Source organism: Chryseobacterium limigenitum (genome assembly GCF_900114875.1).
GTDB classification, from domain to species: Bacteria; Bacteroidota; Bacteroidia; order Flavobacteriales; family Weeksellaceae; genus Chryseobacterium; species Chryseobacterium limigenitum.
On sequence record NZ_FPKW01000001.1, the window covers coordinates 471,649 to 493,865 of the forward strand.

23 protein-coding genes are annotated in these 22,217 nt (G+C 32.8%); 7 read left to right on the forward strand and 16 right to left on the reverse strand.

The window, feature by feature from the left end; all coding sequences use genetic code 11:
- Positions 1-80: 80 nt before the first annotated feature.
- The 8 genes from BT156_RS02265 to BT156_RS02300 all read right to left on the reverse strand — a co-directional run bounded on the left by BT156_RS02265 (position 81) and on the right by BT156_RS02300 (position 8,143).
- The gene (locus tag BT156_RS02265) at positions 81-497 is read right to left on the reverse strand and encodes a nucleoside-diphosphate kinase (RefSeq protein WP_066758910.1); all 417 of its coding nucleotides are present in this window, start codon (positions 495-497) and stop codon (positions 81-83) included.
- A gap of 314 nt (positions 498-811) precedes the next feature.
- Positions 812-1,738, reverse strand: a complete 927-nt coding sequence (gene rsgA, locus BT156_RS02270) for a ribosome small subunit-dependent GTPase A (protein WP_072406773.1) — start codon at positions 1,736-1,738, stop codon at positions 812-814.
- A gap of 124 nt (positions 1,739-1,862) precedes the next feature.
- Positions 1,863-2,945 (reverse strand): chorismate mutase, encoded by a 1,083-nt coding sequence (locus BT156_RS02275; protein WP_072406775.1) that lies wholly within the window; start codon positions 2,943-2,945, stop codon positions 1,863-1,865.
- Positions 2,946-3,353: 408 nt separating this feature from the next.
- A complete protein-coding gene (locus BT156_RS22330) occupies positions 3,354-3,884 on the reverse strand; it encodes a hypothetical protein (protein WP_228394328.1) in 531 nt (176 codons plus the stop codon).
- 86 nt (positions 3,885-3,970) lie between these two features.
- Complete coding sequence (dnaX, locus tag BT156_RS02285; protein WP_072406777.1) at positions 3,971-5,056, reverse strand: DNA polymerase III subunit gamma/tau; 1,086 nt, start codon at positions 5,054-5,056, stop codon at positions 3,971-3,973.
- Positions 5,057-5,153: 97 nt separating this feature from the next.
- On the reverse strand, positions 5,154-5,783 hold the full coding sequence (locus BT156_RS02290) for a TetR/AcrR family transcriptional regulator (RefSeq protein ID WP_072406779.1): 630 nt from the start codon (positions 5,781-5,783) through the stop codon (positions 5,154-5,156).
- A gap of 15 nt (positions 5,784-5,798) precedes the next feature.
- Positions 5,799-7,055: an aminotransferase class I/II-fold pyridoxal phosphate-dependent enzyme gene (locus BT156_RS02295; protein ID WP_072406781.1), complete on the reverse strand. Its 1,257-nt coding sequence runs from the start codon at positions 7,053-7,055 to the stop codon at positions 5,799-5,801.
- 344 nt (positions 7,056-7,399) lie between these two features.
- On the reverse strand, positions 7,400-8,143 hold the full coding sequence (locus tag BT156_RS02300; protein WP_072406783.1) for a response regulator transcription factor: 744 nt from the start codon (positions 8,141-8,143) through the stop codon (positions 7,400-7,402).
- Between the two features lie 94 nt (positions 8,144-8,237).
- Between BT156_RS02300 and BT156_RS02305 the strand changes: the two genes are divergently transcribed.
- Positions 8,238-8,885 carry a DUF1349 domain-containing protein gene (locus tag BT156_RS02305; protein ID WP_072406785.1) on the forward strand — a complete coding sequence of 216 codons (648 nt, stop codon included), beginning with the start codon at positions 8,238-8,240 and terminating at the stop codon, positions 8,883-8,885.
- A 194-nt stretch (positions 8,886-9,079) separates the two neighbouring features.
- Here BT156_RS02305 and BT156_RS02310 read toward each other — a convergent pair whose 3' ends face one another.
- A complete protein-coding gene (locus tag BT156_RS02310; protein ID WP_072406787.1) occupies positions 9,080-10,951 on the reverse strand; it encodes a hypothetical protein in 1,872 nt (623 codons plus the stop codon).
- Positions 10,952-11,684: 733 nt separating this feature from the next.
- On the opposite strand from BT156_RS02310, the gene BT156_RS02315 reads away from it, so the two are divergent.
- Positions 11,685-12,017 (forward strand): hypothetical protein, encoded by a 333-nt coding sequence (locus BT156_RS02315; RefSeq protein ID WP_072406789.1) that lies wholly within the window; start codon positions 11,685-11,687, stop codon positions 12,015-12,017.
- A 3-nt stretch (positions 12,018-12,020) separates the two neighbouring features.
- Here the strand turns inward: BT156_RS02315 and BT156_RS22445 are convergent, their stop codons facing one another.
- Positions 12,021-12,143, reverse strand: coding sequence for a hypothetical protein (locus BT156_RS22445; protein WP_262484294.1), 123 nt, complete (start codon positions 12,141-12,143; stop codon positions 12,021-12,023).
- A gap of 301 nt (positions 12,144-12,444) precedes the next feature.
- Positions 12,445-13,293 carry a hypothetical protein gene (locus BT156_RS02320; protein WP_072406791.1) on the reverse strand — a complete coding sequence of 283 codons (849 nt, stop codon included), beginning with the start codon at positions 13,291-13,293 and terminating at the stop codon, positions 12,445-12,447.
- A 285-nt stretch (positions 13,294-13,578) separates the two neighbouring features.
- Here BT156_RS02320 and BT156_RS02325 point away from each other — a divergent pair, with 285 nt between their 5' ends.
- The 4 genes from BT156_RS02325 (at position 13,579) to BT156_RS02340 (ending at position 18,053) form a co-directional block, all read left to right on the forward strand.
- A complete protein-coding gene (locus BT156_RS02325; RefSeq protein ID WP_072406793.1) occupies positions 13,579-14,562 on the forward strand; it encodes a helix-turn-helix domain-containing protein in 984 nt (327 codons plus the stop codon).
- A 19-nt stretch (positions 14,563-14,581) separates the two neighbouring features.
- The gene (locus BT156_RS02330) at positions 14,582-14,785 is read left to right on the forward strand and encodes a hypothetical protein (protein WP_228429927.1); all 204 of its coding nucleotides are present in this window, start codon (positions 14,582-14,584) and stop codon (positions 14,783-14,785) included.
- A gap of 212 nt (positions 14,786-14,997) precedes the next feature.
- Positions 14,998-15,414, forward strand: a complete 417-nt coding sequence (locus BT156_RS02335) for a hypothetical protein (protein ID WP_072406795.1) — start codon at positions 14,998-15,000, stop codon at positions 15,412-15,414.
- A gap of 245 nt (positions 15,415-15,659) precedes the next feature.
- The gene (locus tag BT156_RS02340; RefSeq protein WP_072406797.1) at positions 15,660-18,053 is read left to right on the forward strand and encodes a TonB-dependent receptor plug domain-containing protein; all 2,394 of its coding nucleotides are present in this window, start codon (positions 15,660-15,662) and stop codon (positions 18,051-18,053) included.
- Between the two features lie 81 nt (positions 18,054-18,134).
- On the opposite strand, the gene BT156_RS02345 is transcribed toward BT156_RS02340, so the two are convergent.
- The 4 genes from BT156_RS02345 to BT156_RS02365 all read right to left on the reverse strand — a co-directional run bounded on the left by BT156_RS02345 (position 18,135) and on the right by BT156_RS02365 (position 21,062).
- A complete protein-coding gene (locus BT156_RS02345) occupies positions 18,135-18,545 on the reverse strand; it encodes a hypothetical protein (protein WP_072406799.1) in 411 nt (136 codons plus the stop codon).
- A 13-nt stretch (positions 18,546-18,558) separates the two neighbouring features.
- On the reverse strand, positions 18,559-19,269 hold the full coding sequence (locus BT156_RS02350) for a glycohydrolase toxin TNT-related protein (protein WP_072406801.1): 711 nt from the start codon (positions 19,267-19,269) through the stop codon (positions 18,559-18,561).
- A gap of 919 nt (positions 19,270-20,188) precedes the next feature.
- Positions 20,189-20,407 carry a hypothetical protein gene (locus BT156_RS02360; RefSeq protein WP_072406805.1) on the reverse strand — a complete coding sequence of 73 codons (219 nt, stop codon included), beginning with the start codon at positions 20,405-20,407 and terminating at the stop codon, positions 20,189-20,191.
- A 94-nt stretch (positions 20,408-20,501) separates the two neighbouring features.
- Positions 20,502-21,062: a helix-turn-helix domain-containing protein gene (locus BT156_RS02365; protein WP_228429930.1), complete on the reverse strand. Its 561-nt coding sequence runs from the start codon at positions 21,060-21,062 to the stop codon at positions 20,502-20,504.
- Between the two features lie 233 nt (positions 21,063-21,295).
- Between BT156_RS02365 and BT156_RS22450 the strand changes: the two genes are divergently transcribed.
- Positions 21,296-21,427, forward strand: coding sequence for a hypothetical protein (locus BT156_RS22450; protein WP_257737073.1), 132 nt, complete (start codon positions 21,296-21,298; stop codon positions 21,425-21,427).
- Positions 21,428-21,505: 78 nt separating this feature from the next.
- On the opposite strand, the gene BT156_RS02370 is transcribed toward BT156_RS22450, so the two are convergent.
- Positions 21,506-22,096: a YciE/YciF ferroxidase family protein gene (locus BT156_RS02370; protein WP_072406807.1), complete on the reverse strand. Its 591-nt coding sequence runs from the start codon at positions 22,094-22,096 to the stop codon at positions 21,506-21,508.
- Positions 22,097-22,217 lie beyond the last annotated feature (121 nt).

Here is a 22,217-nt window from a genome sequence, read left to right on the forward strand (position 1 = left end):
ATAATATGACAGTATGGCGTAAAAAACAAAAATCCAGAAAAAATTTCTGGATTTTTTATTTTAGATAAGAAAATTCTTAATTAGAAAATCTCTCTTCCTGAAAAATGGAATTGAGCTTCGATAAGAGCGTTCTCGTTAGAATCTGAACCGTGAACCGCATTCTCTCCGATGCTTCTTGCAAACATCTTTCTGATCGTTCCTTCCGCAGCTTCAGCCGGGTTTGTAGCTCCGATCAATGTTCTGAAATCTTCAACAGCGTTATCTTTTTCAAGAACAGCAGCAACGATTGGTCCAGAACTCATGAAATCTACCAATTCTCCGTAGAAAGGTCTTTCAGCGTGAACTTCGTAGAACTTTTTTGCATCAGCAACAGTAAGTTGAGTTAGTTTCAAAGCTTTAATTTTAAAACCACCTTCTGCAATTTTACCTAATATAGCACCGATATGTCCGTCTGCAACAGCATCAGGCTTAATCATAGTGAATGTAATGTTAGACATAAATGTATATTTTTTTAATGCCGCGAAATTACGAAAAATATTTTTGATTTTAATTTTAATTTTTTTTTAACATAAAAATAACTTTTATTAAGAAATGGTGAACAAAACTTGGCACAGTAATTGTTTATTTTATTCCGATTCTCATGTTTAATTTGAGTTTTCATGGTTATTAGTTTTTACCCAGCCTCGGCTGGGTTTTTTATTGTCTAATATTCCCCAAAAAGATCACCCAAGTCAAACATTATGAATTAGTTAAACTCCTGTTTAACTAATTTTAGACAGGATATATTATATTTTGTTATTATTACGAAAATTTATTTTTGAGACAATTCTTCCGCTTCGTCCATTAGCTTGATATAAGTAGAATATCTGGTTTCTTGGATTTCGCCTGTTTCCAGTGCCTCAAGAACGGCACATTTTGGCTCATTAATATGCATGCAATTGTGAAATTTGCATTCTTTTCTCTTTCTAAAGATCTCAGGGAAATAATGCTGTACTTCTTCTTTTTCAATATCAATCATTGCAAACTCACGGACTCCGGGAGTATCAATAACATTTCCGCCAAAATTCCAGAAATGCATCTGAGCAAAAGTTGTTGTGTGCTTTCCTTTAAGATGTGTATCTGATATTTCAGAAGTTTTGATATTCAAACCTGGCTGTAAAGCATTCACTAAAGTTGATTTTCCACATCCTGAATGGCCGAAGAAAACAGAAGTTCTGTCTTTTAGAAGTTCCTGCAAATCATTCAGATTTAATTGAGAATATGAAGATATTTCCAAGGTATTATACCCGATGTCCTGATAAACAAACTCGATATCTTTTACCAGTTCGATTTCAGGTTCATTTAAAACATCCATTTTATTGAATAAAAGTAAAGGTTCAATATTGTACGCTTCACAGCATGCCAAAAACCGGTCAAGGAAACCAAGAGATGTTTCAGGATGTTTAAGGGTAAAAATAAAGCAGGCTACATCGATATTGGAGGCAATAATGTGTGCTTCTTTTGAAAGGTTAACGGATTTTCTGATAAGATAATTTCGTCGTTGTTCTATTTTTGTGATCCAAGCGACATCATCCTGTTCCAACTGAAATTCCACAAAATCTCCTACAGCAAGCGGATTGGTAAGTCTGGTTTTAATTAATTTAAATTTGCCTCGAATTCTGGCCTCGAAAATTTTACCGGTTTCCATTTCTAAAACCTGATACCAACTTCCTGTAGATTTAATGATTTTTCCTTTCATATATATTACTGAGTGCAAATATAGCGAATTAGGAAATAGGGCTCAGGGTTTAGGTTTCAGATATTAGAAAAATTTTACGCAATCTCCTAATTCCTGCAACCTAAACCCTAAGCCCTAAATAAAATTACTTTCTATCGATCATAATGCTGTTCTGCACTTCAATAGATTCTTCGTGAATTGCTTTAAAAACTTTCTCGATAAAATCCTGAGACATACCTGTTTCCCTAGCTTTTTGTGTAGCATATTCTGTGATCACTTTCCAACGTTCCGGCTGGAAGATCGCGATATCATTCTCTTTTTTAAGCTTACCGATTTTTTCTGAGATTTTCATTCTTTGAGAAAGAAGCTCGATCAATTGGAAATCCAGATCAGAAATCAATGTTCTGTGTCTTCCCATTTCACCGTCAAAACCAGCCAATCCGGAGTTCCTGATTTTTAAATTTCCGATTAATTCAGCTAAAACTTCCGGCGTGATCTGCTGAGACGCATCACTCCAGGCTTCATCAGGGTTGCAGTGAGATTCAATAATTGCACCCTGGTAACCAACGTTCATTGCTTCCTGAGTAATACCTGCCAAACCAGTTCTGTTTCCGCAGATGTGAGAAGGGTCGATCAACATTGGAATATTAGGGAACTGACTCTTGAAGTCTAATGCAATCTGCCAGTTCGGATTGTTTCTGTATTTTGTTTTTTGGTAGGTAGAAAAACCTCTGTGTATTGCTCCAAGGTTTTCAATCCCTTGTCCTAATAATCTTTCTAAAGCTCCGATCCATAACGCTAAATCAGGGTTTACAGGGTTTTTAACCAAAACCGTTTTATTCGTTCCTCTCAAAGCCATTGCAATTTCCTGAACGGTAAACGGGTTCACGGTAGAACGCGCTCCGATCCAAAGAATATCAACATCAGCTTCCAATGCAGCGAAAACGTGGTGCGCGTTGGCAACTTCTGTAGCCGTTTTGAAACCGTATTCTTCTTTTACTTTCTTCAACCAGTTTAGCCCGATCACTCCTACTCCTTCAAATCCGTTCGGTTTTGTACGGGGCTTCCAAATTCCTGCACGGAAAATAGGAACCTGCGCACCTGTTTCTTTAATTCTCCTTGCTGTCTCCAACATCTGAGCTTCACTTTCCGCGCTACATGGCCCTGCAATCATCATTGGTTGAGGGAATTCGTTGATCCAGTCGTTTTTTAAGTCACTTAAATTCATATCGTTAATTTATATATTTATTTTTACTGTTTATATCAATAGGCAAATGATTATAAAATTTAATTTATAATTTCTTTCAAAAAATGCCGTTAAAAAAATTAAGTGGGATTAGGAATTATGATAGAAAATCAATCTATTCCTTGTATTTTTTTGAGAAAGAAATTTAGTTAGTAATACCAATAAAATCGATAATACGTTCCAAAATTTCTAAGATAGCTAAAAGACAAACCAAAATAACTGCTAAAGAAATCAGCAGTTGCAAAACCAAAAAGGTTTTTAGAATTAGGTTTATGTAAAATTGTTTGTTCCACTTTTATGTTGTGAATCTTCTATTTTCAGCTATTAAATTTATAATTTGTGTTTGTCAAAAAGTAATTTAAAACAAAATTATTTGACAAATATATAAAATTATGACAAATCAAACTTCATTAAATCATCAAGATCTTTCAGTAAAGGATTTTTCTCGATGAACTTTTCGAATATCTTCTTAGTCGTAACAACCTCAATTTTAAGGCTTTCGAAGTCTCTTTTGTACTCAATTTCAATAGAATAATTATGTACTTTTCTTTTGAAATGATTAAAAAATTCTCCGCTTATTTTATCAAATTCCACTTTTGCAGAGTCTGAAGGATAAGAAACCTGAATATTATGCTCGTCTATTTTAACTAATTTAAAAGCTTTAATAGCATTAAAAACAAATGTATTCTTGGATTGCAATTGTTTCAATAGCAAATTCCATTCCATTTGTAAATCGGTTTCTGTAAAATGGTTTTGTGGAAGGTCTTCAGTTTTTGTGGCAAGCGTGCTATCTTCCTTTTTTTCAACTTTCTCTTCTTTATTCATAAAAGAATTGATACTGAAACCGGAAGAAGATCCCTGCTTAGATAAAGGCTTGGAAGTTTTTTTAATAACAATTTCCTGAGGTTCATTAGAAATCACAGGTTTTTCAACCTTTTCTTCTTTCTTTACCTCTATTTTTTGCGGAATTGCTACTTCAATCTTTTCATGAAGGAAGGGCGCTAGTATTAAGAACTTTTTTTTTTAGCAAGGTCAGCATTAGCCGTCAGTGAGGACAATTGCATTAACGCAATTTCTACCGTAAGTCTTGGATTCTTTGAGTTCTTATAATTGATATCGGCATGATTGCAAATCTCAATACCGTCTATTAACTGTTGAGCGTTCCATTTTTGGCCCTGCTCTACAAATTTGGTTTTTGTTTTCTCTCCTACTTCTATTAAATCAATTGTAGAAGCATTTTGAGCCATCATCAAATCTCTGAAATGATTTCCTAATCCTGCAATGAAAATATGAGAATCGAAACCTTTTTTTACAATTTCATTAAAAGCAAAAAGTACTTCGGGAATTTTATTTTCTTTGGCAAGATCAACAATATTTAGATATTGATCGTAATCTAAAATATTAAGTACTTCGGCAGCTTTAGCCAAAGTAATATTTTTCTGAGAAAATGTAGATAGTCTGTCGAATATAGAAAGGGCATCTCTCAAAGCTCCATCAGCTTTTTGAGCTATTAAATATAAAGCATCATCTTCATATTGAATATTTTCTTTCTGAGCAATATTTCTAAGGTGCGACTGGATATCTTCAATCACAATTCTTTTGAAATCGTAGATCTGACAACGCGATAAAATCGTTGGGATGATTTTATGCTTTTCTGTGGTTGCCAAAATAAATATTGCATGCGCAGGAGGTTCTTCCAGCGTCTTAAGGAAAGCGTTGAAGGCAGCAGAAGACAGCATATGTACCTCATCGATGATATATACCTTGTATTTACCAACCTGAGGAGCAAAGCGCACCTGATCTATCAACTCTCTGATGTCATCAACAGAGTTATTGGAAGCAGCATCTAATTCATAGATGTTGTACGCGAAACCATCTTCTGAAACGGAACCGTCTTTTTCGTTGATCTTTCTTGCCAAAATTCTGGCACAAGTCGTTTTACCAACGCCTCGGGGTCCACAAAACAGTAAAGCCTGGGCCAACTGATTTTCTTCAATTGCATGTTCTAACGTATCCGTAATATGAGATTGCCCAACAACCGTGTCAAACTCTTGTGGGCGATATTTTCTTGCAGATACGATGAAATTTTCCATTGGTCAAAAATAAGAAATATTGTTCTAATTTGAAAATTTAAATTTTCAAAATTTCGTATAAATCATACTTTTCTACAAATGGAAAATTTCAAACATATTATTTTTTATCTTCGTAAGCAAAGTCGATCAACTCAACAATAGCTTTTTCAATTTCTGCTCTACCTTCGTCAGTCTTCATATCAATACCGCAAAACTTGTTTGCGTTATAACCTGTATAAAGATTTAAGTAATATGCTCCAGAAATAATTAACGCCATAATTGCCCTGTATCTAGTAGCATTTTCTCCAAAGTGAGGGTCTGTAATATGCTGAAATAACATATCTCCCACTTCTTCACGCTGCTCAACTAATTTTCTAAGAATAGGTTTACTTTCTGAAAGCTCCCAAAGAATAATCTTCTGAAGTTCTTTGTTCTTTTTCAAGTTATCAAACTGGTTAAGCAAAGCCATTTTTGACAATTCTTTACCCCCGTCTGAGATATCAACTTCTACATTCTGATTGAATTTTGTCCAATAATCCTGAGATTTGATATACTCATCGATCAACTTATCAGTGCTTCCAAAATATTCATAGATAAGTTTTTTGTCGAAACCTGCAACGGCAGCGATCTTACTTACTTTTAAACCTGAGTAACCTTTTACTCTTAAAATTTTACCAACTGCGGCAAGTAATTTCTGTTTAGTTTTTTCTTTGTCCCTGATGGGACCTTGCACAACTTTTCTGGGCATAATACTCGTATTATTTTATTTTTTTGCAATATGCAATTTTTTGTTTATATCTTCAAACGCATTCAGCGTTTTATCAAGATGTTCTTTTTCATGTCTCGCCATTACACTCATTCTGATACGCGCATCTTTTCTAGGAACAGCAGGATATAAAATAGGGTTTGTATAAATTCCTCTTTCAATAAGTAGTCTTCCTACGTCACCTGTTACATAGGGATCTCCGATTTTTACCGGAACGATCGCAGAACGTGTAACTCCTGTATCTAATCCTAAATCATCCAACCCTTTTTTGAAATAATTAATATTATCCCAAAGCTTCTGTCTCCAGATTGGCTCTTCATCAATTAATTCAATGGCCTTAATGATTCCTGCAGAAGAAGGCGGTGCCGTCGCAGAAAAAATCTGTTGTTTAGACTGGAATCTCAAAATTGCCGCTATTTTTTTATCTGCAATTACATATCCTCCCAAATTACCGAAAGTCTTACTAAAGGTTCCCGTAATAATGTCTATTTTATCCAATAGATCGGCTTCTTCAAGCGTTCCTCTTCCCGTTTCTCCTAAAATCCCTACTCCATGTACATCGTCTACCATTAAAAAAGCATTATACTTTTTTACTAACGCATAAATCTCTTTTACATGCGAAGTATCCCCATCTTGTGAATACACTCCATCTATAACTACGAGTTTTGTGCGATAAAGGTTTTCTGAAGTCTTCAAAATGTGTTCCAAAGCTTCTAAATTATTGTGAGGAAACGTTTTTTTATTTGTGTAGGCACAACCTTCATGCACACTTGCATGTATTGCCATGTCTAAAATAGCGATATCCTCTTTCTGCATTAAACACTGCAAAGTAGCGCTATTAGCTGTATATCCTGTAGTAAAAACTACTGCTTCCTCCTCCTTTCTTCCGAAAAAAGAAGAGATCTTTTTTTCAAGATCATTATGATAATCAAAATATCCTCCGATAAGCGGAGTTGCCCCTGTCCCGGTCCCGTATTTCTCAATCCCATCAATTGCTGCCTGCTTTACTTTCGGGTGTTGTGTAAATCCTAAATAATCACTGGAAACAAAGCTCACATATTCTCTATCCTGATTGGAAATATTTACATGAACCAATGAGTTGGTTCCGGTTGTATTCTTCAATCTGTAATTCATGTGTCCATTGGACTTCATAAATTCTAAAAATTCATAAAAAATCTCTGCTCTTTGAGATATATTATAGTCTGGAATATTCTCAAAATCCTTAAATGTGGCTGTTGTAAAGTTAATGTTCATCCTTAATTTTGTTAGCTGTTTAAAGAACAAATATATGATTATTTCACATGGCTGACTTTGAATTTTCAATTAAAATTTATTATGTATATAATATTTCAATCATACAGTTTGAAAATCAACATATTTCACACTAATTACATCATTTTAATATTTATTAACACATCTGAAAAAACTTTTCATTTATCTAAAATTACTGAAAATTAAAACATAAAACCTCATCAAAAACAAAAAAAATGACCACTTTCTCAACTGTCTCACTTAAGTATGAAATATTTAACTATTTACCAGATAACTCCACATTTATTCAATGAAAAAAATTATTTAATAAAAATTTTATTTTAGACTTAATAAAAACTGTCATTAAATGCCTTGATCGAGTTTTTTACATTCAGTTTTTCCAGTATATTCTGGCGATGACGACTGACGGTATTTACACTTATAAAAAGAAAATCCGCAATCTCTTTGCTTGTAAAACCTTCGCCAACAAATTTCAAGACCTCTAATTCTCTTTGAGACAAGATATTTTTATAATTTAATTTATCTTCAACCACCACTTCTCCTTTCGTAGAGTTTATAATTAAAAAATCCGAGGGCAAAAGAATCGACTGGTCCAAAGCTATACTGTAAAGACAAAGCGCAAACCTGAGCTTATTATTGCAGGGTGAATAGGTGTAAAACATACGATGCTGTACGAATTTATATTCATCATTTTTATCTTTCATTCTGATCCTGGATACAACATTGTAATTATCGCGGTCTTCATGCTTAAGTGAATCCATCAATTTAAAAAAGCGTAATTCATGGATGTATTTTTTTAGCTTATCATCCGGATGTATTTTCTTTAAGATCTCTTCTTCCCAAATTGAATCTATAACGGTTGGATTATTCTTGAAATTCAAACCTAATTCCAACCCTGATTTTGAAGTATAGACGTAGCTTTTATTTACCTGCATATCGCTTAATACCGAAATAACGTTTTCGATCTGAGAATACATTGACGCCTGCTGCTTATATATATCAATATCCAACAGACAGATGCTTCCATTCCTGTTCAGCAGTGTTTTGTTAAGCGTATCTACGATCTCCATAAATGGTTATTTATAAGTATTGATGAAACTATGGTAAAATTTTACTTTTGCTAAATTAATACTTTACACTCAGTTATACCGATAAAGAAAGATAATGAAAAGAATAATTTTAAGTTTTTGCCTGCTTCTATTGGCTCAGAAAAGTTCTGCTCAGACGTTAGAAAAAATGACATGGTTCAACGAACCTGAAAAATGGGAAATTAAAAACAACACTTTATCCATATTTGTAACTCCACAAAGTGATTACTGGAGAATTTCACATTATGGTTTCACAGTAGACGACGCTCCTTTCTATTACACAACTTATGGCGGAGAATTTGAAGCTAAGGTAAAAATTACCGGAAACTATAAGGCAAGATTTGATCAGATGGGACTGATGCTTAGAATCGATAAAGACCAATACATCAAAGCCGGTGTTGAATTTGTGGATGGTAAGTATAACCTCAGCACTGTTGTCACCCATAACACGAGCGACTGGAGCGTGATCACATTAGACAAAACACCTCCCGCGGTTTGGATAAAAGCAATAAGAAGGCTTGATGCTGTAGAAATTTTTTATTCTTTTGATGATAAAAATTATATTATGATGCGCAATGCTCATTTGCAGGACAATACCCCCGTCATGGTCGGTTTAATGGCAGCGTGTCCGGATGGAGATGGTTTCAATGCAATTTTTGAAAATTTCAAAGTAAAACATCTTGCAGATGAACGCCGCTTACAATGGCTTGAAAACCATAAATAACGATTGAATTACACTTCAATAAACAGTCAATTTTTATTAACTTCTCACTTTTTTGGGAGGTTTTTATTTTTTGAATTTTAAATAAAAAAACCGGATATTTCTATCCAGTTTATATTTGTGTGTTTAGAATCTGAGTGCCAAACGATATCATTTATTATTATCTAATTACGAGGGAAGTAATCAGAAAATCAATTTTAATTAATTCTGGTGGCAACTACAGAATAACCTTTAGTAATATTTCCGTTATTAGTTATGTTAATACTTCCTGCTGCAGGAACCGTTAGAGTGTAATTAAGAGAAGTAGAGTTATCTCCTCCCGAACACCCTACTTTTCCTGTCCAGGTGGTTGCAATAACATTTCTGCTGGTCTGAGCAAAAGCAGGAGACTTATTAGTAGTACCGCTCGCTAAAAGTCCGCCTAAACCATTAATTGAAAAATAACTGTTAGCAGAAACGCTCGTTATATAATATTCAGCAATAGCATTATCACCACAAGCATCTGCGGTTGTAACTAGAATTTTATAAATACCTCCATCAACCAAACCTGAAATCAATGCACCCGTAGCACCACTTGCTAAATTAACTGAACTGGATGAAGTACCACCATAAGTAGCAGAGGGAGATGTCTTTACTAAAACTCCATTTGCGTCAGAATATACCGGAGTTACAACAGTTGTTCCCGCTACCGCGGTTATTGTTCTTACCCTTGTTGTTCCGTTTACATCCAACGTATTTGTTGGAGCGGTATTATTACCAATTCCTACACTTCCTCCAACTGCGCTAATAGTAGCATTTGCACCACCAGTACCTAGAGCGCCACCCATATATGCATTTCCGTTTTCTTGTAATATTAAACGGCGAACACTATTTGTACGGTCAATAATACTGAATTGAGACGTAGGTGATGTTCCTTCAGGATCAAGTCCCCATAAAGAAGCTGCGTTACTAAGTCTAACTTCTGCTCCTTCTACGTGAAGCTTTGCTGCAGGCGTTGTAGTCCCAACTCCCATATTTCCGTTAGACAACATGGTAGCTACAGTTGTTAATGTCTGACCGTCACCATACGTTCCTACAGAGTTTGCTCCTACATTAAACTGCAACCCCGATTCTGCTCCCGAAACATTAATAGAAGGAATACTTGGCGTAACATTAAACCAGATATTATCCCAACTTCCACTTCCTACAGAGTTTTTCATACCAAAAGTAGTTCCTACAATATCCAGCTTTGCAGCAGGTGCTGTATTGCCTATCCCGACTCTTCCTGCATTGAGATCTGTAAGATACATTAGCTCATTAGGAGTTATACCTACACTAAAAGACAGGTAACGAGACCCTACTGCCGTACCTGTACTTACATCACCAAAATTAATACGAGAAATTGTTCCCGGAAAAACAGATGACGAAGACTTCATGTTGATTCCAAAATTATCTGTACGGTTACCGTACCCAAAACCATCCTGCCCGATATTAATGTCCAATGCATCTCTACTTAACGCATATGCTACTGCAGCATTAAGGAACTGACCTCCCTCTACATGCAATTTCCTTGTAGGTGCAGCCGTTCCTATTCCTAATCTGTCGTTAGCCGCATCTACAGACAAGGTAGATCCATCTACAGAAAAAGCATTCGTTGCAGTTGCTGTAAAGGCTAAAGTATTAGCTGCCTGAGTTACAATTCTATTTCCCGTAAGAGATCCATCCGAATTGTAAATATTAACATTAGAAAATATGGAATTATTAGGGTTGTGCATTTTCACCCATGCAGTCCCGTTATAATAATAATAACCTACATCGTCTATATTGACAGCAGCGCCAGACTGTAATCCCGTGGTTGCGTTATTTATGTAGATTAAAGTAGAAGTAGGAATACCTGTCATAATTTGAGCTCTCTGCCTGTCTACCCTTGGCACTAACATACCATCAACGTTGGTTGTGGCACCTGTAGCATTTTTAGCATTTACATCCAATGTAGATGCTGGCGAAGCTGTATCAATCCCTACTTGAGCATAAGCTTGAATGGTAAAAAATGAAATAACCATTACAATAGATGATACTGTTTTTTTCATATTCTATAAGTTTTTTGGTTTTTAGTCTTGTAAAAATACAAATTTTAATTTATAAATTCAATATCAATATTAAAAATTCAATGCAATAATTAAGTAAATTATCATTTGTTAAGTAAATATTAATAAAAATATGATGCTATTAATAAAAATATAAATTCTGTTGAATATGAAAACTTTACTTGATTTATTAAAGATGATCATATAGTAAGCTGAAAAAAATTAAGTTAAATATTAATTTAAATCCAAAAAAAGAGAACAACCTATTGTAGTTAATTTATAGTCAATTAAAATAATACTTTATAAAATATTTCCACTTTTGCTCATATTTTTTTAAAAGCTTTTATTGGTTCCGGTAAAAATTCAATCTCAAAAAAATACTATTTACCGAATAAAAACACCTACATACCACAAAAATGGCAACAATAATCAAGTTTTTACGAAAAATAACGCATTAATAAGTTGTTTTGTTACAAATTTTTATATTTTTGAAACAATGTAAGTATTTTGGTTAGGTTTTTGAAGTGAAATATTTTATATAAAATCAAGTTAATAGCTTATTTTTTTAACCATTATTTAAATATTAATATCATGAAACTTTCAAACTTTACTTCATCACGAAAAAAGATTATTCTGATATTGAAAAAATCATTTTCAATACCCGTCTGTTGATCTTCACAGATCCGCATACCGTATTTTGAAAACATTCCAGATTCACTAAAACTCTTACCACATCATGATTTTTGAAAATGAACAACATTCTGTTTTACAGGATACACATAATCTTTCGTTTGTAACAAACGTTATTAACTTCCATGGAGATAAATCTTTCATCCTAAATTCTTTACATAAAATAAAAAACAAAACGATCTGTAAAATAAAACGGAAATTAATCAATAAATATATCAAAGATTATACTCTTCATCTTGATCAATATATTGAAAATGAAGATATCAATTCAAAGCCGGAAAACTACGAGCTTTCACCAGCCTATGTGAGACAGTCTTACAACAAAGTTGTAAAAGAAAATGAATATCTGCAGAGACTTTTAACGATTATCAACGATTAAAATTTAATGAATCAGAAGTATTCCTGCTTCTTCCAGATAGATTTTCATGAATTTGTTGTAGAAAAACACTTCTTCCCAACATTTCTGCGTGATTATTGGTAATATGATCTGCGGTATGTTTTCCAATTTGTCTTTTTAATAAGATAAGGAAGCGTAAGTCCCTGTACCAAAAGCGTTTTTAAAAATAGAATGGGAAATCTTTTATCATTTGTGCATGTTTTTTAGTAATGCAATGATAATGAATTACCACTTTTAATCAAAAAAATAATTCTGACATATTTAAATTTAAAAGAATTAAAATTTTTCATTCAGATCTAATTATATAGTAAAGTTTAAAAACAAAAAAGAGAGGACAAATGCCTCTCAATTTATATAATTTTTCTTGTGTGTTTATAGAATCGAAACCTGTTTAAATCGAGCCGATAGATTAATATAATCTTTGTACTGATAAAAACAGCTCTCTTGTATTGTCTGCTGTGCCGGAATCTGATGTTGTATTATTACTTGTTCCTGTTGTAGATTTATTATCCACTCTGAAAGCGTAATAAACCCTGTACCATCTTGGCTCCGGCTCCTGAATCGTGATATCAAAAGTTACCGTTTCATTGTGAGTCTGCGTAAGATAAACCCCGTCGTCAAACTGTCTGTAAGCTCCCGGTGACAGCTTTATATTACCATTGTCTGAGTCACCTGTGTGGGTAGACATTTCCGAAACCCAGATTTTCATATCAGAACTTCCGACATTGTAAAGACGCGGGTTAAAAGTAGTTGCCGCTCCTGTTCCAGAAGAATTACCGTCAAACTGAGCATCAAGCCTTAAAACACCTCCCAACACAGGAAGATCCGTAAGATAAGTACTTGCCAAAATATTTGTTCCCGAGGTGTTTGCGGGAATACTTCCGTGATAATAAATCAGTTCGCCAATTGAAATATCAGTATCATTTCCACCGAAAGCAAATTTCCATGTTTCCCCGTTGAACATATAATATCCGGGTTTATCAACCTTGGCTGTTTTTACGGAAGGTGTGCCTACCGCCTGTGTTACATACACCAATGCGCCAGTCTGCGCGGCAAGATATACATCATCTTTTGCCCTAAGCTGGTCGCCAGTCATTCGGGGAGCGATCACTCCGTCAGCTGATGTTGCCACATCAGGTTTTCCGACAACGTCTAAAGTTGCTTTAGGAGACTCTGTATTGATACCTATTTGCGCATAGGCTCCTATTGAAAAAAAACTCAATGCTAAACTTAAAAGAGATAATTTTAATTTCTTCATGTTTTATAATATATTATTTGTGTCTAATTTATAATGAGTACAATTTTAGAGTTATCGCTTTATTTTATTAACTCTTTTTTATCTTTGTACTAATAAAATTTCTGATTAAGAACTGATGCAAAGTTATCGGCCTCGTTAAATCAAATTTTAAACACATCAATGAAACCCTGAAAATAGCTTACATTATTTATTTCACTTAAAATCAATGATTTAATATAATTAATTCTTAGATTTGACTTATAAAAAATAATTGTGACTGTTATGAAGTAATATTTTAAACAACAAATGATAATTACAGATCCTATAAAACTTCAAAAAATAGAGAAACACAAAAAAGATCTCGTGCATTATTATGTCATGTTAATGTCGGTTATACTTTTTTTGTATGCTCTTATTTTCACGTTTCTTATTCCGGATAAAATAATCTCATTGTATCTTTACGTCGGAGCATTTTTTCTGTCATATTCTTATTTTATTATCCGTAAAAATTATTCTATAAATATTCTGGTTCACACGTATATTATTCTTGCGTCTTTATACAATTTCTATATCATGCTTGCCTTTTGGCATAATTCTGTGGCAAGTTTCGTATGGCTTATGCCTATCCCTTTGGCTGCGTATGTGTTTTTTGACAGGAAATATGTGGTTATTTACAGTGTTTTCATCATCATTAATATCATTTTAGCATATTTGGTTTCTAAAAATTTTGATTTTAATTTTCAGGAGCATTCCAAAGAAGATGTGAAACTGACGGATACTTTTTTGGTGATCTCAAATGTTGCCGTTCTTGCACTGATTATTTATTTTAAAGACAAAATAAGACGAGAAGAAATTCATCATGAGATTGAGCAAAAGCAGCAATCTGGACCGAGGATAACCGTATCTGTAGAAAAAGATCCGGCATTTGGAGATGAGCTATTCGAGAAAATAGAAAATATGATGACAGAAAAACTGTCTTATAAAGATGTTAATTTTAATATCTCTAAATTATCTACAGAGCTGGAGGTGAACAGCACTTATATCTCAAAAGCGATAAGACAGCACGGTTTTCCAAATTTTAATAATTATTTGAATATTCACCGTATCAATTGTGTGAAAAAACTGCTCAATGAAAACGATCTGGAAAAAGTAACCCTGATGTATATTTACACTGAGGCCGGATTTTCGAATCAGTCAACTTTTAATCGTGTTTTTAAGCAAATTGAAAAAATTACGCCTTCGGAATACATCAATACTTTGCAAACGATCAATATTTCAGAAAACATTTAGTTCTCAATCGGTTTCAGCAATGAATATTATCGAAAGTGCCAAAGAGGGTAAATCTTCTGCAACCTCTATTTACTGGCTTTTTTATTATTTTGGTTCAAGTATTTTGGGAAGTGGCACAGGATATATTCTCCATGCAAGCTCTTGGAAATTCTTTATTTTCTTCCTTATTTTCTCTATTATCATTGCTTTTTCACTTACTATTGATAAGATTTCCCACCAATAAACAACATCAAATACCACACAAGTACCATATTGTTTGATTTAAAAAATGACCTCATGTTATTATAATCAACATATAATTAATTATTTAAGAAAAATATTAACAATTAATTATCAAAAAGATTAAATAAATTTACCGTGTAAGGCATAATATTTGTAAACATAACTGTACCAACACGCACTTTCAATATACTTTTAACCTTAACACAAAATATTATGAACGTTGTAGATCTTAAAATTAAAAATTTAGTGGAATACAGAAATCAGATATTTACAATAACTGAGATATTCCAGGATAATGAAAAAGATTATTTTGTAAAAATAGAGAATGATATTCACAATTTTTCTGTTTCAGCAGAATCTATTACCCCTATTCAGATTACTGAAGAGTGGTTAGAAAAGTTCGGTTTTTCAAGAACATACAGCTCTGAACAGCGTATCAGATATGAAAGACCGGAAACGTTCATTAAATATGATATCGACCTGAATCCCAGAAAGATCGTAGAAGGTTTAAAAATCTACGGAAATTCTATTAAATGTAAATATATCCATGAGTTTCAGAACATTTTTTCGTGTTTATTCGGAAAAGAACCTGCTCCTGTGAACTATGGCTTATTGAAGACCGAATCTTAGTTTAATATATTATTACAAAAAATCCACAGCTTTTCAGTTGTGGATTTTTTATGTTGTAGGTTTTATTTTATCAGAAGGATTCTTAAAATTCTAAAAACAATCTAAATACAGTCAAAAATTTATTTTTTACCGGTTTTAAATAGTTAAAATCTCCTTAAATTTTACAATTATAAGTTAAATATCAATTTTGGAAATCTTTAAATAAGTAATTTAGCATTGCATTTTAAAAATGCACTAATATCTTTATGAAAAATATATTCTTTTTATTACTTATTTCCAGTGTACAACCTGTACTGTCACAAACTAAACTGGAAAAAGCAATTACCAATCTTGAGAATAATTACGAACAGGAAAAAGTATACCTACTTACCGATAAATCACAGTATGCAGCAGGTGACCAAGTTTGGTTTAAAGGCTTTGTATTTAACGGTTACAACCGGACGGCATTGTCTACCACTCTATTTGTTGAATTATACGATTCTGATAAAAAATTAATAGACTGGAAAACCATACTTCTAACCAATGGTGAAGGCAGCGGAGATTTTAAACTGAAAGCAGATCTTCCCGAGCAGGTGTATTTCGTGAGGGCTTATACACCTTACATGACCAATTTTAGTGAAGACTTTCAGGTTGTTAAAACTATTCCGATTTACAATCCCAACTCCGCTGAATCGTTAGAGATTTCTAAAAGCTCCAATTGGTCTGCCAAAGCTTTTCCGGAAGGTGGAAATTTCATCAACGGTATGCCTACAAAATTTGCGGTAAGGTTATCAAGCGATAGTTCTTTACCAGAAAGCTGGACAGGAAAAATAATAGATGCACAAAATCCAAATGTATCTATCACAACTTTTACATCGTTTGATAAAAATGTTGCCTCTTTTAAAATAACTCCAACTTTAGGCAAAAAATATCAGGCTATAATACAAGATAATACAGGAAAAAAACAGACAATAGATTTGCCCGAAGTTGCTGGCAGCGGTCTTAATTTAGAAGTTTCCAGCTCTAAAGATGGTATTAAATACAGCTTAAAAGGAGTCAATTTAAAACAGCAGCTTCAAAATTATAAAATTGTAGGTACTATCAATAATCATCTTGCTTATAAAGCAAATATTAATCAGTTAACGAATGAAGCTTCAAGTCTTATTCCTACAAAAATCAGCGACGGATCCAATGGTATTTTACAATTGGCCATTTTTGATGAACAGGACAATTTAGTTGCTAAAAGACTGAGCTTTATCAAGCCCAATAATTTAAAGGTTGAGAAAGCTGAAATTATCGGTAAAAATTTAAAACAAACACCAAGATCATTCAATAGTATTGATCTTTCTCCAGAATCATATTTTAAAAATTATACTGTTGTGGTAAGTGATGATGACGGAAGCAACAACCCAGAAGAAGAAAATATCTTGAGTAGTCTTTGGCTTACAGGAGACTTTGCTTCCAGAATAGACAAGCCGGCACAGTATTTTTCTAAAAATGCCAACAGCGAAGCTTTGGATGCCCTGCTTATTTCAGAAAATTGGAAAAGATTTGATTGGAATTCCGTCCTTAGCGGAGTTACCCCTACTATTAAAACCAGTTCTCAAAAATTTCTTTCTTATAAAGTAAAACCGATTAAAGACAATGCTATTTTGAAAGATGCTGCTGTAACTTTGGCTTTAAAATTAGGAAAAGGACAACCTACTGTCAGCCTATTTAAAACTGATCAAAATGGATATATTTATTTAGATAACCTTAACTTCAATGAACCTTTGGCGGTTTCGTTATTTGTAAATCCGGAAAAAGATAAAGAATCAAATACAGATAACTTATTCGTTACAGTAGAACCATTAATAAACCCAATACAATTTAAAGGCAATTTCCCCAGTACAAAATACAAATTGGTAAAAGCAGCTGAAAGTAAAAAACTTTCTCCAACTATTTCCAGAGCCATCAATACTCAGAAAAACAACAAAAAAACGGAGAACGTTGATGTACAAATCGAAGAAGTAAAATTAGTAGGAAAAAAACAAGATCCAAAAGAAGAATTAAACAAACAGCTGTCTAGCGGGATGTTTAATTCTGTAGATGCAACCATATTTGACTTTGTAAATGAAGACCAACATGCTGCAGGATCAACCAATATTTTAGATTGGTTACAAGGAAGAGCTGCTGGTTTAACATTTCAAAGAAATGGTTCAGGGGAAAATGTTCCCTATATTCGTGGTAGCCAGGCTAAATTATATTTGGATGAAACTCCTACTGATCCAAGTATGATATCAAGTCTTCCTATCAGTAATATTGCGATGGTGAAAGTTATAAAAGGATCAGGATTAATAGGCAATGCCGTAGTAATCTATACCATGAGAGGTAATCTGAAATCAAAAAATAAGGAAAAAGAAACCAAAAAAAATAACTTGGCAGTAGTAAAAGGTTATGATAAACCTTCAGAATTTCCCCTTGAAATGTTAGACGATGATTCGAAAGTCGAAAATGACACTAGAGAAACATTATACTGGAATCCAAATTTATTTGACAGCGATTATGTTCCTCCGAGAATTAAATTCTATAATAACGACAGCGCAAAACAATATAAAGTACTTATCATAAGTTTTGATGAAGATGATAATATACTTTATGACAATCAAATCTTAAAATAATTTACTCCTTAGACAAAAAAAAATCTGCTTCAATTCTGAGGCAGATTTTTTTTGTATCGATATTTTTAAATCAAAATGATATTATTCATACTTCCAAACACCCGAAATCTCTAATAAAGTCAGTCCCGGCTGCTTTTCTCCATAGCTGAATACGCATATATATTTTGAATGGCAAGAAGAACAATCTGTTCCAAAATAAAGCGTTGGAAGATCATGTACCGTCAATTCTCCAAAATGTTGCATTCTAGTTGAAGTTTCGGAAACCATTTTGTTACTTAATAATTCACTTTTAGATAAAACTCTGTCTTCATTATAAATTTGAAGGATCGGAAAACCAGATTCGTAAGGTTTTATCTCGACAGAATTTTCGGAACCGCAACTACAGCATGTAAAATTTGTTACAGCAGATGGAATAATTTCATCATTACTAAAAAAGCTCTTTGCGACAAGAGCTTTTTCAAGAATATTTATTTTTTTTGATATTGAATACATTTCAATTTATTTATTACTGAATAACCGTCCCAGCTAAGTTATTATACTTTCCGCTCGGACTTTTTTTGATGGTAACTTTTATATAACCCTCCTGCGCCAGTTTATTCCATGTTTTTTGATAACCGGTTGCAGGGTCTATTGAGATTTTCCACATCGTTTGTTTCCCCTTTCCCACCTGACCAAACCAAGGAATAACATCCGCCGTTTGAGACTTGAAAGGTAATAAATTATTCAAAACATCAATCTCATAATAGAAATCATATTTATTTTCTTCCTGATTTAATGCTCTTTGGCTAAAAGTATACACATATCCGTTTACGATCGGGCTGGTGAAACTACCCCCAAGATTGGGAATTCCGGTTCCTGTGTAGTTTCCGATAGCACCACTGTATCTGTCAAATTTTTGCCCCATTGTAAGAGGAACTTCATCCACAATATTGTATCCGCCGTTTGCAGGAGGCCATCCGCCATTGAGGTTATTATTTTTAAATAAGGTTTCCAATTCGCTCCATTTACCCGATTTATACAGATCAAATGCCTGATTTCTGATTGGCTGACTTACCGTTCCGCCTGTGTCATAAGTTAAAGCAAATTCGTCCGCATTTTTATAAAAAACATGGGTAACACCTCCCGTTTCATCAATAACTTCCTCTCTATCCGAGCTACAAGAAACCGACAATAATGTGACCGATACAAATAAGACATACTTAAAAAGATTTTTCATAATGGTATATTAATTTTAATTGAGTTTTAAAAATAAAAACAGCCCTCAAATCATCGATTTCAAGGCTGTCTAACTAATAATCTTAACTAATTGAATTCTATGACATTCTAAATTATATTGGTAAAAATAAAAAGTTTTCGACGGGTAAATTACCATTGTTCAATTCCCTACTCAATCAATTATTTTTAAAATATAAATTTATTATTACATATTTAACTTACTATATTCTATTAACTTTTCGGTTCTGCCATTATTTAAATGGCTTAATTTTTTTGTTTTGATACGCTTAGAAAATCAAGCATTTTATTATATTAGATCATCAATAAAAAATTGATAAAAAGTGAAAAATTTCCACACTAATATATTGGGGGCAAACGGGACAATATAAAGAGCAATCTTTATGTGATAAATTTAAGTTAAAAATTTTAAATACTAACAAATATTTTAAAAATAATTTATTACTGATATTTTAAACACACCAATGAAGTATAATCATAGTATAATTCTTATATAATTTTCCATATGTTAGGATTTTCACAATATAATATAAAAGAAATGAATTATCAACAATACACCAATGAACTGAATTTCCATTTGCACAATCTTTATCAATTTTAACCTGCACTTCTGTTGCTTCCTCTAATTTTTTTTGCATGAATTGCATTGGAGAAAGAAATCTCCACAACATCTTTAATATCTTAATCTAAAATTTGTTGTAAAAGTTATTTTTTCACCTTTTACATTCTTTCAAATAAGACAATTTTTAAATGATAATCTGTATATTTTTGTTTTATCTAAAATTTCTGTCGACAATTCAAAAAAAAAGGATAGAGACTATTAAGCTTCTATCCTCTTATTAAAACTCGTTGAAAACATATGTACTATTTCCTATTAGTTTTAATCAGTATTTGAAAATAGTTTATGACAGATTTACTTCTTTTATAATATCCATTACTTCTTCACGGTTTTTTCTGAGTCTGTTGCCCATCCTGTCAAGAAGATCTATTTCTTTGCCTTCATCAAACTTTAGATCAAAATCAGTTAACTGTGAAAATTTATTTTTCAAAAGTCTTGAATTGATGTTCCAGTCTCCGATAATTTTAAAATTATTGTTGGCTATATTTCTATTAATTTCCATGATCAGAGTGATTTGTATATTATTATACAAATATCGAACCTTCGCAGTAAGAAACATTGCAAATCAATGAAGATAATTTACATATTTCATACAATTAAATATCTTCCAGATTTTTAGTCCGTTTTAGTTTCAGCTGTTTATAAAATGACGGTGAAAGTCCTGTTATCTTCTTAAACTGATTAGAAAGATGCGCTACACTGCTGTAATTGAGCTTATAAGAAATTTCAGTAAGATTAAGTTCGTCATACAGAAGCAATTCTTTTACCTTTTCAATTTTATTCACAATGATAAAATGCTGTATGGTAATTCCTTTTACTTCAGAAAATGTATTGGCTAAATAAGTATAGTCATATCCTAATTTTTCACTTAAATAATCTGAAAAATTCTCTTTCGGCAGCTCGTCAGAATAATGGATCATTTCTGTAATTACATTTTTTATCTTTTCAATCAGAATGCTTTTTTTATTATCAAGCAATTCTAGACCGTATTTCAGCAAGTTTTCTTTTAAAATTTCCCGTTGCTGTTTGGTAATGTCATTCAATATTTCTACAATACCAAGGTCAACAACCGCATGCTTTATGCCAAGGTTATTAAGTTCTTCGTGTACAACCATTTTGCATCGAAGGCTCACCATATATTTTATATATAATTTCATGGCAGTATTGAATATTTCACAAAAAAATATTAATAAAACAGTTTAAATAACTGCTTATAATCTACTCAAAGTTACACTTTTAATCATTTATTATTTTACAATGAGCTACATTAATTTCTTATTTTTCTAAACTCGTTTGAAATAAAATCTATGATTTATGCAACAAATAATAATCTATGTACAACCCTTTCGTTTTTTTATACGCGAACTTTACCTCAAAGTAAAATAATATTATGTCAAAAGAAAAAGACGTCAAAAAGAAATCTGATAAAACAGCTCCTTTGAAAACGGCAAAAGAAAAAAAAGCAGATAAAATCGCTAAAAAAAATGATCGTGATAATGAGAGCAAAAATACAAGCGCTTAAATAAATAACTAAAAACCTTGTTGGTACTATTACTAACAAGGTTTTCTCATAAAATTCCCTTCATAAATAGGGCTTTTTCTATTTTTTTATCGCTTTGCTATTTAAGGTAATATCTGCGACTTTTGACAATAACTTGTCACATATTTTTTCTTCATTTAAAGTTGCCAGAAGATTTTTCAGGCAGGTTTTTTCTTTAAGAACTTTTGCGTAAGCAGCCAGCGTACCATAAGTTGCGATTTCATAATGTTCTACTTTTTGTGCCGCAGCAATGATCCCCGCATCTCTTACAGCCCCCGGTTCAGTTTCTTCCATGATGCTTTTGCCTTCATCCAACAACCCCTGCATTGCATCGCATTTTTTAGCCTGAGCTTTTTTACCTAATGAAGCAAAACACTCTTCCAGCCTTTTTACATGCACATGAGTTTCGGCAAGATGCAGTTCAATCGCTGACTGCAACTTTTTATCCGTTGCGTTTTTATACATTTTTGGAAGAGCCTTCGTAAGCGCTCTTTCTGCCCAATAAATATCTTTTAAAGAATCTTCAAATAAATCTTTCAATTCTTTAGCCGCATCTTTCTTAACAGGAATTTTCGCTTGAGTCTTAGCTTGAGTCTTTGAAGGTGCCGTTTTTTTAACCGTCACTTTCTTAGCTGTTGTTTTAGTTTTCATAATTGATATAATTTAGTGATTAATTGTAGAATTTGTGTTGTAGCTCTAACAATTATGAGACCAAAACTGAGAAAATTTACGATTGAATTAACATGCTATTAATTTATAGTCATTTTTTTTA